Raw genomic sequence first — 15,025 nt, 5'->3', positions numbered from 1 at the left:
ATGAGTCGAAAGTCCCGCCGTCGCGACGGGCCGACCGGGTTTCTGCTGGTGGACAAGGGTGCCGGGCTGACCTCCCACGATGTGGTCGCTCGGCTCCGCAAGCGCTTCGACACCCCGGCTGTTGGCCATGCGGGGACCCTCGACCCCGACGCCACCGGCCTGTTGCTCATCGGCGTCGGCAAGGCAACGCGTCTCTTGACGTTTCTGGTCGGGCTGCCCAAAACCTACGAGGCGATGATCGTCTTCGGTGCGTCCACCTCCACCCAGGATGCTGCCGGGGAGGTTACCGGCACCTTTGATATGTCGGGAATGACCCCCGATGCCGTGGCTCGAGCGGCCCGAGAAATGGAAGGGGACAGCGAGCAGATCCCCCCGATGGTCTCGGCAGTGCGCATCGATGGCAAGCGCCTCCACGAGCTGGCTCGGGAGGGTAAGGAGGTGGAGCGACCGCCCCGCCCGATTCGGGTCGACCGCTTCGACATCTCCTTGGCCTCGGGCAGCGAGGTCGGAGACCAGACCTGGATCGGTGGCGTGGCGCCGGCCGTGACTGCGGGTTCCGAGGACACGCCGCCGATGTATTGCGCCACCGTCGAGTGCTCGTCGGGCACCTATGTGCGCACCCTTGCCCACGACCTGGGCGTCGCCCTGGGCGGCGGAGCGCACCTGGCTTCGCTGAGGCGCACCCGGGTGGGGGAGTACTCGGTGGCCGACGCTCTCGGCTGGGAGGCTGCGCCGCTGCGCAGCGCAGCCGAGGCGGTCGCCCACCTGGACTCGCTCAGCCCGGACGCCGATGCGCTGGCCAGGGTGCGCCATGGTCAGGTGCTTCCGCGCGAGGTCCTGGGGGCCGCCCCGGACGATCCGGGCCCGTGGGCCGTGCACGGCCTCGCCGATCAATCGGGCACCGCACCGGTGGTGGCGATCTACGTTGATCACAAGGGTTCGACGCTCAAGCCCGAGGTGGTTCTGGTCGTCGAGTGACCGGGATGGGTCTACCGTGCGTCGACCTGGATCGACACATGGTCCGACTCGGCTTCCAGCGACTCCCACGGGCGCCGGTAGGACAACTCGATGGCGCCGGCGCCGACGTCAGCGATCAACAGGCGGAAGCGGTGTATGCCGGAAGCCCCCATGAGGTCACTCGTCGCCGGGCTGTGCTCCGAAGCGATGAGGTCACACCAGGAGGGTTGCGAGGCGATCTGCCAGGAGTAGCCGGTTGACAGGTTCTCCTCCAGTTCCACGACGAGCGTGTCACCGGGTTTCGCCGAGACGACGCCGTCTGAGGTCGCCCTCCGGAGCACGATCTCTGCCATCGTCTCACCTCCAGGTCGATCGCCGGCACCGTGGCTTCAGCCGACCCTGTGAGCCAGCCAAGGCCACGGTACCGCAGGTCCTCACCCGCTGGATGAAGCGTGATCGACCGTCACCGCAAGCCCCGGGTCACTCGGGTTGGCGATGGTGATGTGTCCCGGTCCGCTGAGAACCTGTGGTTCCCCAACCGCACCTGCCTGGAGGCCGGCGCTCACGCTGACCTGGCCGCCCATGCTGCACGGTACGGCCAATGCGGTGAGGGTGCCCGAGTCGAGTTGGATCGCACTCCCATCATCAATCCAGAGCTTCCAGTACATCGTGTGGACACCAGCGCCGAGCCGCATCGCAAACGAGGTGTGGAGCGATACGGTGTGGTTGGTGCCGGGGATCGTGGCCCTGCGGTACGAGGCCGTCCACATGATCGACGGTGACTCCTCGGTGTACAGCCCGGTGGTGACGGTGGTCGGCCCTGAGCCGCTGGCGAGCGTGGCGGACGATTCCCCGACGACGTGCACGAACATGTCCCTGGAGAGCGTGAACGTCACCGATTCGATGTTCGCGTTGGTGCTGTACTGCTTCTGGTCAACGAACATGAACTGGGTTTGGGCCAGCTCGCTTGGAGCGTCGTCGCACGCAGGCGCCGCAGCATTGGCCTGGACCCATGCCGCCCCGTAGCCCACCTGATTGCTCCCGTACTCAATCCACATGTAGCCACCCTCACCCCAGCCGGTACTCCACGAGTTCTTGATCCTCCAGGCCTTCTTGTCGTCGTCCCACCCGACCAGCGTGATCGCGTGATTGATGTTGTCCGGCGAGTTCTCGTTGAAGACACCCGAGGTGTACGCCTGAAACGCCGGCGTGACCGCAACGGCGATGGCGATGGGCCCGTAGCTGCACAGGGCCTCCTTCAGCGCTTCCACGCTGGGGATCTCAGCGTTTGGGTCGACATACCCCCACGTGGACGCCCAGTAGGTTCCATCGACGTTCGGACAGGCGCCATCGGAGCCGGCATAGGGGTAGCTCGATTCGGCCGCCGTGCCGTGGTCGATCAGGTATTGGAACGCCCACCACCCGCCATTACAGCTGCCCGCTCCGCTGCAGTCGAGGGTCTGCTGCTCGGACGTGTCGACCAAGGCATGGTTGTTGAGCACGGCGTAGCTACCCTCGAACGCTCCGTGGGTCCCGAACGCCCAGCAGCTACCGCACGCACCCTGGTCCTTGACCGGTGTGACACACCCGTTGTCGGCCCAATTGAAGGCAGCAGCGTTCGCTTCGCAGCCGTCGAGTTCCAGCGGAGCTTCGTCCATCATCGCCACGGCCAGGGCATTCTGGGCGCTGGCCTCCGCCTGCCAGTTCTCGGGCGGAACCAAGCCGGCGATCTGCTCGATCTCAAGATCCAGCGCCGTGGTGTACCCCACATCGAAGGTCCACTCGGCGTCGGCCGCCTGCTTTCTCAGGGCGGACAACTGTTGCTTCACCGGTTTCGGTGCCTCGGCTTCCCGTGTCTCGTACTGGGCAGACGCCGATTCGTTGGTCTCATTCATGGATCGCTCGCCTCAGATGGATCTTTTCCATCATGGGAGCTCGATCTGACAATTGGTAGAGATTCCACCCCGAGGAACCGGCCGGTGACGAGTGTCACGAACCGTGCGGTCAGGGCTGACGTGCCACCCTCAGGTGAGAGCTGATGCCCCCGGTGAGCGGGCGTCGCTGGCTTCCGGCTCGAAGTCGAGCCGGCGGGCGGCCAGGTCTTCGGCGGGAGGCTCGGCCAGTTCGACGACCACGTCGGCCAGGGTAACGCCGTGGATGCCGGCGATGATCGGGTTGGCGGTCAGCGCTGCGATCTCGGGGGCGGCTTCCATCAGGGCGCACATGCGCGCAAGGAGGTCCACCAGCTCCTCGGTTCCGGTGATGCGTCCCAGCTGGCGTCCGACGTCGGTGCCTCCGACCAGCATCGCCAGGTCGGTGCGCGACGCGGGCAGAACGCCCAGCGACGCGTCGTCCTCGTTGGCGAACACACCTCCGACGCCGATGGTCACCGTCGTCACGCCCTGGCGTCGACGGAACGTGACCCCGACGTCGACGCCGCGATCGATCATCCGCTGGACGACCAGCGGCATGGCCCCGTCGCCGAAGCGCTCGACCAGGCGGGTGGCGGCATCGTCGACCGACTTGGCGTCGTAGAGGTCGAGCGACACTCCGCCGGCCTCTGACCGCAACACCCGGTCACGAGTGGCGCCCTTGACCGTCACCGGGTAGCCCAGCTCTTCGGCGGCGGCCGAGGCATCCTCGGCGCTTTCCACCACCACGCGGGGCGCGATCGGCACACCGGCAGCGGCGAGCAGCGGTTCCTCGGTGCCCAGCGGCAGGGCGCCCTCCCCGTGCTGGTCGAGCATCGTCCGGGCCAGCTCGTCCGGCCCGACCCCGTCGGTCACCGGGTCGAGCATGGCGTCCTGATCGTCGAGGCTCTGTCGGGTGTGGGTCCAGGCCCAATACCCGGCGAGGCGACCCAGGGCCCGGGCTGCAGGTTCGGGAAACTCATACACCGGCACGACGGTCGAGCCACGCCGTAACTCGTCGACATCGGCGGCGTCGAAGTTGCACACGGTGATCACCCGCTCGGGGTGGGCAACGGCTGCGTCGAGGATCACGTCGTTGACCGCCGGGTTCGGGCGCAGCTCGGGCGGAGCATGCACGATCAGTACCGAGGCGGAACGCTCGTCGGCGAGCACCTCCTCGAGGGCAACCCGATAGTCCTCGGCATCCGCCCGCCAGGACAGGCGGGGGCCGGGCAGCACGGTGAGGCCGGCGGACGCACACTCGCCGACGGCGAGGTCGACCGCCCCGCCGGAGTTGCCGACCACGGTCACGCCGATGCCCTGGGGGACTCCCTGGGCGGAGAGCAGGCGGCCGACGTCGAGCAGTTGGTGCAGCGTGCCGACGCGGACGATGCCGGTTTGGCGGAAGACGGCCTTGGCGATGCGCTGGCGCAGGCGGGCCTCCGGGTCGGGCGCTTGGCCCAGGCCGGTGCTCGGCGATGCGCTGAGCGACGATCCGGCGGCGACGGCGATCACCGGCTTGGCGGCGGTGAGCGCCCTCGCCGAGCGTACGAAGCGTTCGATTCGCCCGAAGCTTTCCAGGTACAACAGCACGCCCTTGGTGCGAGGTTCGTCGTACCAGTAGCGCAGCAGGTCCGACGCTCCGATGTCCGCCCGGTTGCCTGCGGCGACGAACGAGCTGAGGCCGAGCCCCACCCGGCGGGTGCGGTCGATGATCGCTGCGGCGAGCGTCCCCGATTGGGCGAGGATGCCGATATCGCCCTCCATGGGCGCGGTCGGTGCGAACGTGGCGTGAAGGCGAACCTCTGGGTCGGTGTTGACCAGGCCCAGGCAGTTGGGGCCGAGCACGCGGACGCCGCCGCGTCGGGCGGTGGCGACGACCTCGGCCTCGACCGCAGCGCCCTCGGGGCCGGCCTCGGAGAAGCCGGCGGTGAGGATGACCACGGCCCGTACGTGTTTGCGAACGCACAGCTCGATCGACTCGACCACCCGCTCCGCCGGGGTGGCGATCACCGCCAGGTCGACGTCGGCCGGGATGTCGAGCAGGCTGGGAAAGGCGGGCAGGCCGCAGACGACATGGGCCCGCTCGTTGACCGCCCAGACCGTGCCGGCGAAGCGCTGGGCGAGCAGGTTGTACACCACCTCGTGGCCGAGCGTGCCCGGGGTGGAACCGGCGCCGACCACCGCGACGCTGGAGGGGGTGAACAGGCGACGCACCGAGGCTGCCGAAGCGGTCGCCTCGCGACGTTCGCGAGCCGCCTCGGCCTCCGGGGTGGGGTGGAGTTCGAAGGACACCTCGATGACGCCATCGGCGAACTGTCGGCTGACCTCAAAGCCGGCCGATGAGAACACGATGAGCATCTTGGTGTTGTCGGGGAGGACCGACGCGGTGAAGCGTGCCAGGCCCCGCTCGCGCGCCGCGGCAACCAGGTATTCGAGGAACACGCTGGCCAGGCCCCGCTGAGCATGGGCGTCGTCGATGAAGAACGCCACCTCGGCCACCGGCTGTTCGCCCCACCGCTCGTAGCGTCCGACGCCGATCAACTCGTCGCCCAGTAACGCCACGAAGGCGACCCGGTCGACGTAGTCGAGCTGTGTGAGGTGGATCAGGTCCTTCTCCGACAGCCTTGGTCGGGCGGAGAAGTACCGGTAGTAGATGCTCTCGGCGGACTGGCGCTGGTGGAAGGCGGTCAGACGCTCGGCATCGCTGGGTACGATCGGGCGCACATGCACCGTGCCGCCGTCGCGCAGGACGACGTCGGCCTCCCATCCGGGCGGATAGGGCCTGGTCGGCTGGTCGGTCTCGTCGGGCTCGGGCACCCTCCGATCGTAGGGCGGACCGACCCCCTCGGGTGTCGTTTCATGTCGCAGTCGTCGTCGAGCGTCCGCACGCCGTACGGTAAAGGGGTGCTGATCTTCGGCGATGGCGCCCCCGGTCCGAGCGACCCCACGGCTGTGCGCCCGTTCGCGGAGCCCTCGATGGAATCCGCTGCGGAATGGCTGCGGGACGGGGCCGCGGTGACGATCGGCGCCTACGACGGCGTCCACCTGGGGCACCGGGCGGTCATCGCCAAGCTGACCTCGACGGCGCAACGACGCGGCCTGGCGTCGGTCGTCGTCACCTTCGAGCCTCACCCGGCCGCCGTGCTGCGGCCCGAGTCGGCGCCGAGACGCCTGTGCGACCTCGAAACCAAGCTCGAACTGCTGGCCGACACCGGGGTCGATGCGGTCTACGTGATCGGTTTCGACGCCGAGCGGGCCCAGGAGGCACCCGAGCATTTCATCAAGCGCTTGCTCGTCGATGAACTGTCGACCCGGCTGGTGATCGTCGGCAGCGACTTCCGGTTCGGGCACCGGCGCGGCGGCGATGTCACCATGCTCGAGGAGGCCGGCAGCGAACTGGGCTTCGACGTCGAGGGGCTGGCGCTTGTCGGCATGGACGGCCGCCCGGTGCGGGTCGAGGAGCAGGTCAGCTCGACCGCGATCCGGCGGGCATTGACCGAGGGCCGCCTCGAGGCGGCCAACGCCATGCTGGGCCGCCCCCACGAGCTGCGGGGGGTCGTGGTCGAGGGCGACCGCCGGGGTCGGACCTGGGGGTTTCCCACCGCCAACGTGGCGGTCCCATCGGACATGTTGTTGCCTGAGCCAGGGATCTGCGCAGGGCGGGTGGTGCGAAGCGACGGCTCGTTGCTCGATGCCGCGATCTACCTGGGTAACCGCCCCACCGTCTACGGCGACGGTGGGGAGGTCGTGTTGGAGGCACACGCGCTCGACTGGGAGGGCGACCTGTACGGCGAAGCGGTGGCAGTGCGCTTCACCGACCGAATTCGTGGCGACGCGGCTTTCGACACGTTCGACGAGCTGGTGGAACAGATCCGGCGGGACTGCGACGAGGCACGGCGCGTGTTGGCAGCGTCGCCCGGCAGGCCAGGGTCGGAGCGAGTGGAAGGTGGTGGTCACCGTGGTTGACCAGCTGATCAAGGACCTGCCGGGCGACGACGAGGTCATCGATCCGCTCATCGGGCCGAGCGCCCCCGATGCCCCGGCGATCGGGCTGGGCAGAACGCCTCGATTGGCCCGCCACCGCATCCATCTCGACGATGGCCACGAGGTGGGCATCACGCTGGCGGGCAAGGGCATTCCCCTCGTCGTCATCCATGGCTTCACCGCCGAGGGGTTCCTCTACGCCCAAACCCTGTCGCGGCTGTGCGGCATGGGGTTTCGCGTGATCGCCATCGACATCGCAGGGCACGGGGGCACGGCCGGTCTCCCCGAGGACGGCCTCAACATCGGGGCATACTCGGCGTTGGTCGGCCGGGTTCTCGACAAGCTGGGCGTGCGGCACTGCCTGCTGGCCGGTCACTCGATGGGCGGCCGCTTGGTCACCCAGCTGGCGGCCAACCAGCCCGACCGGGTGTTGGGCGTTGTGCTGGTCGATGCCATCGTCGGCGACACCTGGGACCGCATGGTGTATCTGTTTCGGGTGTGGCCGCCGTTGCTCGGCGCGGTCGGGATCATGTTGTTGGTCGACTCGATGCTGATCCCGCCGCTGACGCGCAACCCGACCCAGGCGATGAAGCTGCTGCGCTTGTCCACCCCGACGATGGCCGGTCACCTGATCCGTCCGTGGCGGCTGCTCGGCCCGATGGCCTCGATCCTGCGCACCCGGTCGAGCCGCTACGCCCTCGACGCTGCGGCGGATGCGGGCACGCCGTTCTACATTCTCCACGGCGATCGGGACATCGCAGTGCCGCACCGAACCAGTGAGGACGCGGCCCGACGGGTCGGCGCCGATCTGATCACGGTGGAAAAGGCCGGACACTCCTGGTTGTTGACCGACCCGGAGACGCTGCCGGCGATCATCGCCGAGCTGCTGCAGGGCAAACTCGGCGACGATCTGCGGGCGGCGTTCGTGGCGCTGGGGGTGGGGGAGGACCCGGACCTGACAGCGATCGAATCGGTTTGTTACGACCCGGGGGCGGCGGTCTTCGACCTGGCGCTGCCCGAAGAGGTCGAGTATGCCGGGGCGTCGGTCGCACGATCCGAACCCGCCTTCCGTTGGCACCGCGACGACCAAACCGGGTAGCGTCGCCCGTCCGCCGGGAATCCCCGGCACCCGCGTCCCGCGCGGAGCCCCGGTGATCGGGGCACCCTCAGGGAGGCCGGGCCCTACGCCCACACCGGAGCACCATGACCAACCACGTTCCCACCAACATGCCGCCCAAGGGCGACATCATCGCCAAGCATGCCCGTGACGCATCCGACACGGGCTCGCCCGAGGTGCAGATCGCGCTGCTGACCGCGCGGATCACGCACCTCACCGAGCACCTCCGCTCGCACAAGCGCGATCACCACACCCGCCGGGGCCTGCTGCAGATGGTCGGCCGCCGCCGTCGTCTGCTCAACTACCTGAAGAACACCGACATCGAGCGCTACCGTGCGCTGATCGCCGAGCTGGGGCTCCGCCGCTGATTCGAGCGGCGACTGCGTCGATCAGTCGCTGAATCGGTCAGCCGCCGGTCACCCGGCGGCGTCGATCAACACATCCGAGCAGGCCGCCAGTGCGTCGGCATCGGTGCCGTTCGGCTGGTAGGCCTCGTCGTCGACATGGTCGACGATCTCGCTCACCTCGCCCCCGGTTGCGCGGTAGAGGCAGGCGGCGTAGTTGCGTGCGACGACCGCCCCGACTTCGGTGCCGATGCGCGAGTCGGTGATCACCGCCTCGAAATCGCTTTGGGACAGATCGCCCGACGAACCGCACGCGACCATGGGGACGATTGCGATCGCCGCGACGATCGCCGCCAACCGAGGCTGCGCACGGCGGGTCGGCGATCCGGTGGGGGGCCCACCACGTTGGTTCATGGCCGTCGAGCGTACCCGGTGAAGCCGCCGGGGCCGCCGGTCGACTACGATGGGCCGTTCACGAACGCGGTTGAGTTCAGCCGCCAGTTGCCGCCCCCCGAATACGCAACCCACTTCGGTGGCCCGCCAGCGTCCAGCGAACAGCTGAGCTGTCCGGCCGTCTTGACAGCAGGGATGTTCGGGGGTCGACAACTGACTGCTGGCCTCTCCGCTCCAACCGGTGCGCATTGACGCGACGCTGTCGCCGCGCACCTCATCAAGGAGAACTACATGGTCACAACGCCAATTGAGGGCGCACTGCGCGTCCGCGCCACGGTCGCCGACGATCCCGCCGGTGACAAAGAGGTCACGATGGAGGCCGGTCGCCTGGCGTCCCTCGCCGACGGCTCCGTGCTCGTCGGCCTGGGTGACACCCGGGTGCTGGTCACCGCCACCGCTTCCCGCCGGGTCCGCGAGGGCGCCGACTTCTTCCCGCTCACCGTCGACATCGAAGAGCGCTCGTACGCCGCCGGAAAGATCCCCGGCTCCTTCTTTCGTCGTGAGGGGCGGGCCTCCGAGGCCGCCATCCTCACCGACCGTCTGATCGACCGGCCGCTGCGCCCGTCGTTCCCGAGCACCTTCCGCAACGAGGTCCACGTCGTCGGCCTCGTCCTCGGCGCCGACCAGGAGAACCCCTACGACGTGCTGGCGCTCAACGGCGCCTCCGCAGCGCTCATGCTGTCCGGCATCCCCTTCGAGGGTCCGGTTGGCGCGGTGCGCCTGTCCTACTCGGCCGATGGTGAGTGGCTGCCCCACCCAACCTACGCCGAGAGCGATGCCGGTTCCTTCGACATGGTCGTGGCCGGGCGTCAGCTGGACGGTTCCGATGGTGAGCCCGGCGACATCGCCGTCATGATGGTGGAAGCCGGCGGCACCGAGGGTGCCTGGGAGCTCTACGAAGAGGGCGCCCCCAAGGTCGACGAGGAGGCGCTTGCCGCCGGCCTCGAGGCCTCCAAGGCCCACATCGCCGCCATGATCGATCTGCAGCGCCAGCTGGTCGAGGTGCACCACGAGACCCACGGCACCCCCGAGCCGATCGCTTGGGTGCCGCAGGTGGATTACACCCCGGAGGTGGCCGACGCCGTCGCCGCCGCTGCGGGTGACCGCATCTCGGAGACCGCTGCGATCGCCGACAAGGCCGAGCGCACCGCCGCAGAGGCCGCACTGCGTGACGATCTGGTCGCCCAGGTTGCCGGCGCCGCCGATGAGGCCGAGCGTGGCTCGGTCGAGAAGCAGGCCAAGGCCGCCTTCCGCGCCGCCACCAAGGAGGCGGTGCGCAGCCGCATCGTCAACGAGGGCGCCCGCATCGACGGTCGTGGCCCCGCCGACCTTCGCCCGTTGTCCTCCGAGGTGGGCGTCATTCCCACAGCGCACGGCACCGGCCTGTTCCAGCGTGGCGAGACCCAGGTGATGAACATCACCACCCTGGGCATCGGCCGCATGGACCAGATGATCGATGGCATCGATCCGGTCACCAAGAAGCGCTACATGCACCACTACAACTTTCCGCCGTTCTCCACCGGCGAGCCGGGCTTCATGCGTGGCCCGAAGCGCCGCGAGATCGGCCACGGCGCCCTGGCCGAGAAGGCGGTGTTCCCGCTCGTGCCCTCGATGGCCGAGTTCCCCTACACGATCCGGCTGGTGTCCGAGGTGCTGTCGTCCAACGGCTCCACCTCGATGGCGTCGGTCTGCGCCTCAAGCCTGTCGCTGATGGACGCCGGTGTGCCCTTGCGGGCGCCGGTGGCCGGCATTGCGATGGGCCTGGTGTATGCCGACGGCAAGTACACCACCCTCACCGACATCCTCGGCGCCGAGGATGCCTTCGGCGACATGGACTTCAAGGTGGCCGGTACGGCCGAGTTCGTCACCGCGCTGCAGCTCGACACCAAGATCGAGGGCATCCCGGCCGACGTGCTGATCGACGCCCTCAACCAGGCCAAGGACGCCCGTATGGCGATCCTCGACAACATGACCGCCGCCCTGCCGGCGCCTCGCCCCGAGGTGAACGAGACGGCGCCGAAGATCATCAGCTTCGAGATCCCCGCCGACAAGATCGGTGAGGTCATCGGCCCCAAGGGCAAGGTGATCAACTCGATCCAAGGCGAGACCGGAGCCGACATCTCCGTCGACGACGACGGCATGGTGGGCATCGTGTCCGTCTCCGCCGTCGACGGCGGCGCGGTTGCCGAGGCCGAGCGTCAGATCCGTCTGATCCTCGACCCACCAACCCCCGAGGTGAACGCCGAGTACACCGGCAAGGTGGTGTCGATCACCAAGTTCGGCGCCTTCATCAACATCCTCCCCGGGCGCGACGGCCTGTTGCACATCTCCAAGATCGGTGGCGGCAAGCGCATCGACAAGGTGGAGGATGTGCTCGAGCTCGGCCAGGACCTCCAGGTCTATGTCGAGGACATCGACCCCAACGGCAAGGTGTCGCTGCGCATGGTGGGCGATACCAAGGCGGATTCCGCGGGCAAGGGCTCCGGCAGCCGCAGTTCCGGAGAGCGCGGTGATTCCCCAAAAGCTGATGCCCCTCCCCGGGGCCGCTCGAGCGCTACGACGTCGTCTGCCACCGGTAGCGATGCCAGCACGGCTGACGATGCTCGAGACTCGGAGGACACCGGCTCGGAGAACACCGGAACCGAGCGCCCCCAGCGGGCGCCCGAGTTTGCCCCAGTGCTCGAAGCCAAGCTGACCGAGACCTACGGCGACCTTGGGCCCGAGCCCGCACCGCGCAATGCGGGTGGGGGTCGTCGCGGCGGGAGCCGCGGTGGCCGACGCGGCCGCTAGCCAGCCGCAGGTTTCTGACGCGGGTCACGACGACGCGCCGCAGCGGCGATCGCTCCTTTTGGGGCGGTCGCCGCTGCGCGTCATCTTCCGGGTGGCCCAGGTCACCCTGTTGTTGTGGGCGGCCGTCGTGCTCGTCGAGCGCTACAACGCCACGTCGACCCAGTCGGTCGACGCTTCCTCCCAGCCGGCCGACCTGGTCTTGGGCGACGAGGTGGTTGCCGACGCCTTCGACCGGGGCGACGGACCACTGGGCGGCGACTGGCAGGTCGTCACCGGCAACTGGGTGATCGCCGACGGGTCCGCCCAGATCGTTGAGGACCCGGCCGGCGCGTTGGTGCCCGCTCTGGCGGTGACCGACGTGCCCGCCGCCGAACGCCTGGTGATCCAGATGACGATCGACTCGCCCAAGGACGGGGTGGGCGTGGTCTACGGCTACACAGGACCCGGCGAGTTCAACCGGATCGGCTTCAACCCGACCTTTGCTGCGGTGGGCGTCGAGCAGATCCGCAACGGCGGGGCCGAGACGATCGGTCGGTTCGGGCCGGTGGGCATCCCGGCGACCTACGAGGTCAGCCTGGAGTTCGCACGCGATGAACTGCAGCTGTGGGTGGGCAACCAGGTGGTCGGCCAGGTGGCCCTCGACGGCGCCGGGGCGCCACGGTCGTTTGGGCTGTCGTCGGCGGCGGGCTCGCCCGCCAAGTTTGATGACGTGCGGGTCTATGTCGGCCCGTAGCCGGCTGGGATCGGGTGAGCGCAGTGCCCGCACCCCGCTGCCGGCACGAGCCCTGTGGTGGATCCTGGCCATCTGGCTGGCTTCGCTGGGATTTCGGGTGGTGTACCTGACGGTGATCAACCCCGACCAGCCGCTCACCGGCGACGGCCTCTACTACCACCTGCTGGGCAACCGGCTTGCCGACGGCGATGGGTTCTCATCGCCGACGGGCCTGGGGGTCGCCGAGGAGATAGCCGACCATCCGCCCGGCTATCCGGCCATGTTGAGCCTGGCCAGCCGTGTGGGGCTGGACTCGCGCGACGAGCACCGCCTGGTCTCCGCCCTTGTCGGTTCGTTGGCCATACCGTTCCTGGGGCTGGCCGGGGGGCGGCTGGCCGCTGCCCGACGCCGCGGCCCGCCGCCGGCCCCACGGGTGGTGGCGTGGGCGGCGATCGCCGCAGCGTCGCTGGCTGCACTCGACGTCAACATGTGGGTCTGGGACCCGCTCATCCTCGCCGAGCCGTTGGTGCTGGCGGCGGTTGCCGCCTGGTTGTACGGCGCCCTCGCCTACGACGACGATCCGTCGTGGGGCTCGGCGCTGGGCCTGGGCCTGGCCTTTGGCATCGCCGCTGCCACCCGGTCGGAGTTGTTGGTGGCGGTGCTGGTGATTCCGGTGCTGTTGTACCGACGCCGGCGCCAGCTGAGCTGGGGTCGTTTTGTGGCCCACGGAGCGGCCATGGCAGCCGGGCTGGTGCTGTTTCTCGGGCCATGGGTGTGGAGCAACCTGCACCGGTTCGAAGAACCGGTGGTGATGACGACCGGCCTGGGCACGACGATGGTTCAGGGCAACTGCACCCCCGGGTTCTATGGGCCCTACACCGGCTACTCCGACTTCGCCTGCTTCGACCGGACCCGCAGCGTGGTCACCCCCGAAATGGATGCCTCCCAGCGCGACGTGCTCGGGCGCGAGATCGCCACCGACTACATCGGCCGCAACCTCGGTCGTTTACCGGTGGTGGCGGTGGCCAGGGTGGCCCGCACGTTCGGGTTCTTCCGGCCGGTCCAGCAGAGCGGCATCATCGAGGGTGTCGAGCTGCGAGGCCCGCACTGGGTGGTTTGGGGCGGGCTGATCAGCTGGCAGCTGCTGTTGCCCCTCGGCGTGGCCGGCGTGGTGCTCGCCCGTCGTGAGGGGCGTCTGATCGCCCCCGTGGTGGCGGTGACCGGAGCGGTGGTGTTCGCGGTGGCGCTCACCCAGGGCGCCGACCGCTACCGCATGGCCCTCGAGCCGCTGTTGATCGCCTACGCCGGCTTTGCGATCGCCCTCAGCCTGGCGGTGGTCGGCCGTTCGACCCCGGCGCTGGCCGACACGGGGCCGGGACGGTGGCTGCGAAAGTGGTCGCCCCGGCCTGAAGCCCAAGTTTCCGAGTCGCAGCCGCCCGGCGACCCGTCGCCCGGGGCGGACGATCAGTCGTCCGAGCGGACGGCTGTAGCCTCGTCCCCATCAGCGACAAGTCGATCGTGATCAACCTGGCTGTGCGAGTGGTCGGTGCCGACCGGCCGGGGATCACCGCCGATCTGATGTCGACGCTCGCCGCCCTCGGCGCGGAACTGCAGGACGTCGAACAGGTGTTGGTGCGCCAGCGGCTGATCCTGGCGGTCGTCGTCGGCACGTCTCGACCCGACTCGGTTCGGCGGGAGCTGGCCGCCTTCGGCTGTCGCCACGGGCTCACCGTCGAGTTGGAGACGGTGGCCGGCGCCGACCAACAGCCGGGCGAGACGCAGGTGATCACCGTGTTGGCGCCCCAGATCAGCGCGGCGGCACTCGAGATCATCACCGATGTGCTCGGATCGCTCGGGGCCAACATCGAGCGCATCGTCCGCCTGGCCCGCTACCCGGTGTACTGCTACGAGCTGCGGGTGTCCGGTGCCGACCCGGAGCGGGTGCGTGCCGAGGTGACCGCCGCCGGCTCGGCGGCCCGGGTGGACGTCGCGGTCCAGCGCGAGACCCTCGGTCGTCGCGCCATGCGGCTGGTCGCCTTTGACGTCGACTCGACGCTGATCCAGGGGGAGCTGATCGACGAGGTGGCCAAGGTGGCCGGATGCGGGACCGAGGTGGCGGCGATCACCGAGGCGGCCATGGCGGGGGAGCTCGACTTCGAGGACGCCCTGCGGGCGCGGGTGGCGCTGCTGAAGGGGCTCGATGCCACCGTGCTCGACCGCATCGCCGCCGAGGTGCCCTTCACCCCGGGTGCGCGCACCCTGGTCACCACGCTGAAGCGGCTCGGCTTCACCGTCGTCGCCTTTTCCGGCGGTTTCTCAACGATGACCGCCATCGTCGGAGAACGGCTCGGGTTGCACGCCACCCACGCCAACGAGCTCGAGGTTGCAGATGGCGTCCTCACCGGCCGGTTGGTCGGCCGGGTGGTCGACCGGGCCCGCAAGGGCGAGTTGCTCGTCGAGCTGGCCACGCAGGCGGGCATCCCGCTCGAGCAGACGGTGGCGGTGGGCGACGGCGCGAACGACCTCGACATGCTCGGCCGAGCGGGCCTGGGGATCGCCTTCAACGCCAAGACCGTGCTGCGCGAGGTTGCCGACGCTGCGATCTCGGTGCCCTACCTCGATGTCGTGTTGTTTCTGTTGGGCGTGGGCCGCAACGACGTCGAGCGCGAGCACCTCACCCGGGCGGACCCGCCCACCGCCTCCTCGGCGGAGGGCTCCCTCGGCGATCAACTCGACCGATGAGCGGTGCCCATCG

General features: G+C 69.1%; 12 protein-coding genes. 8 read left to right on the top strand and 4 right to left on the bottom strand.

Annotated features, from left to right (window positions below):
- Positions 1-978, top strand: a complete 978-nt coding sequence (truB, locus tag PKD89_RS03510) for a tRNA pseudouridine(55) synthase TruB (protein WP_287392528.1) — start codon at positions 1-3, stop codon at positions 976-978.
- Between the two features lie 11 nt (positions 979-989).
- Here the strand turns inward: truB and PKD89_RS03505 are convergent, their stop codons facing one another.
- From PKD89_RS03505 to PKD89_RS03495, 3 genes are all read right to left on the bottom strand, one after another.
- Positions 990-1,310, bottom strand: a complete 321-nt coding sequence (locus PKD89_RS03505; RefSeq protein WP_289010980.1) for a protease inhibitor I42 family protein — start codon at positions 1,308-1,310, stop codon at positions 990-992.
- An 81-nt stretch (positions 1,311-1,391) separates the two neighbouring features.
- The gene (locus PKD89_RS03500; protein WP_289010981.1) at positions 1,392-2,852 is read right to left on the bottom strand and encodes a C1 family peptidase; all 1,461 of its coding nucleotides are present in this window, start codon (positions 2,850-2,852) and stop codon (positions 1,392-1,394) included.
- 129 nt (positions 2,853-2,981) lie between these two features.
- A complete protein-coding gene (locus PKD89_RS03495) occupies positions 2,982-5,687 on the bottom strand; it encodes a GNAT family N-acetyltransferase (protein ID WP_289010982.1) in 2,706 nt (901 codons plus the stop codon).
- A gap of 159 nt (positions 5,688-5,846) precedes the next feature.
- Between PKD89_RS03495 and PKD89_RS03490 the strand changes: the two genes are divergently transcribed.
- The 3 genes from PKD89_RS03490 to rpsO all read left to right on the top strand — a co-directional run bounded on the left by PKD89_RS03490 (position 5,847) and on the right by rpsO (position 8,339).
- Positions 5,847-6,836, top strand: coding sequence for a bifunctional riboflavin kinase/FAD synthetase (locus PKD89_RS03490; protein WP_287374223.1), 990 nt, complete (start codon positions 5,847-5,849; stop codon positions 6,834-6,836).
- On the top strand, positions 6,829-7,953 hold the full coding sequence (locus PKD89_RS03485; protein ID WP_287392520.1) for an alpha/beta hydrolase: 1,125 nt from the start codon (positions 6,829-6,831) through the stop codon (positions 7,951-7,953). The genes PKD89_RS03490 and PKD89_RS03485 overlap by 8 nt, the downstream gene beginning before the upstream one ends.
- A 104-nt stretch (positions 7,954-8,057) precedes the next feature.
- Positions 8,058-8,339, top strand: coding sequence for a 30S ribosomal protein S15 (gene rpsO / locus PKD89_RS03480; protein ID WP_425591226.1), 282 nt, complete (start codon positions 8,058-8,060; stop codon positions 8,337-8,339).
- Between the two features lie 48 nt (positions 8,340-8,387).
- Here the strand turns inward: rpsO and PKD89_RS03475 are convergent, their stop codons facing one another.
- Positions 8,388-8,672 carry a hypothetical protein gene (locus PKD89_RS03475; RefSeq protein ID WP_289010983.1) on the bottom strand — a complete coding sequence of 95 codons (285 nt, stop codon included), beginning with the start codon at positions 8,670-8,672 and terminating at the stop codon, positions 8,388-8,390.
- A 327-nt stretch (positions 8,673-8,999) separates the two neighbouring features.
- On the opposite strand from PKD89_RS03475, the gene PKD89_RS03470 reads away from it, so the two are divergent.
- Genes PKD89_RS03470 through serB form a run of 4 tightly spaced genes read left to right on the top strand, consistent with a single transcriptional unit; the run spans position 9,000 to position 15,012 of the window.
- Entirely contained in the window at positions 9,000-11,558 is a 2,559-nt protein-coding gene (locus PKD89_RS03470) for a polyribonucleotide nucleotidyltransferase (protein WP_287392516.1), read from the top strand.
- Positions 11,539-12,291 carry a hypothetical protein gene (locus PKD89_RS03465; RefSeq protein ID WP_289010984.1) on the top strand — a complete coding sequence of 251 codons (753 nt, stop codon included), beginning with the start codon at positions 11,539-11,541 and terminating at the stop codon, positions 12,289-12,291. Before PKD89_RS03470 ends, PKD89_RS03465 begins: the two co-directional genes overlap by 20 nt.
- Entirely contained in the window at positions 12,278-13,792 is a 1,515-nt protein-coding gene (locus PKD89_RS03460) for a hypothetical protein (protein ID WP_287374218.1), read from the top strand. The genes PKD89_RS03465 and PKD89_RS03460 overlap by 14 nt, the downstream gene beginning before the upstream one ends.
- A complete protein-coding gene (gene serB, locus PKD89_RS03455) occupies positions 13,789-15,012 on the top strand; it encodes a phosphoserine phosphatase SerB (RefSeq protein WP_287374217.1) in 1,224 nt (407 codons plus the stop codon). Before PKD89_RS03460 ends, serB begins: the two co-directional genes overlap by 4 nt.
- Positions 15,013-15,025: the final 13 nt, after the last annotated feature.

The sequence above is a fragment of the Candidatus Neomicrothrix sp. genome, assembly GCF_035329545.1.
Taxonomy (GTDB): Bacteria; Actinomycetota; Acidimicrobiia; order Acidimicrobiales; family Microtrichaceae; genus Microthrix; species Microthrix subdominans.
The sequence above is the reverse complement of the archived record's forward strand: the minus strand, read 5'-3'. Positions and strand labels throughout refer to the sequence as shown.

Bases quoted from the DNA above. Each gene is read 5' to 3' on its own strand.
- truB (WP_287392528.1), top strand. From the start codon at position 1: ATGAGTCGAAAGTCCCGCCGTCGCGACGGGCCGACCGGGTTTCTGCTG.
- PKD89_RS03490 (WP_287374223.1), top strand. From the start codon at position 5,847: ATGGAATCCGCTGCGGAATGGCTGCGGGACGGGGCCGCGGTGACGATC.
- PKD89_RS03505 (WP_289010980.1), bottom strand. From the start codon at position 1,310: ATGGCAGAGATCGTGCTCCGGAGGGCGACCTCAGACGGCGTCGTCTCG.
- rpsO (WP_425591226.1), top strand. From the start codon at position 8,058: ATGACCAACCACGTTCCCACCAACATGCCGCCCAAGGGCGACATCATC.
- PKD89_RS03470 (WP_287392516.1), top strand. From the start codon at position 9,000: ATGGTCACAACGCCAATTGAGGGCGCACTGCGCGTCCGCGCCACGGTC.
- PKD89_RS03500 (WP_289010981.1), bottom strand. From the start codon at position 2,852: ATGAATGAGACCAACGAATCGGCGTCTGCCCAGTACGAGACACGGGAA.
- PKD89_RS03460 (WP_287374218.1), top strand. From the start codon at position 12,278: ATGTCGGCCCGTAGCCGGCTGGGATCGGGTGAGCGCAGTGCCCGCACC.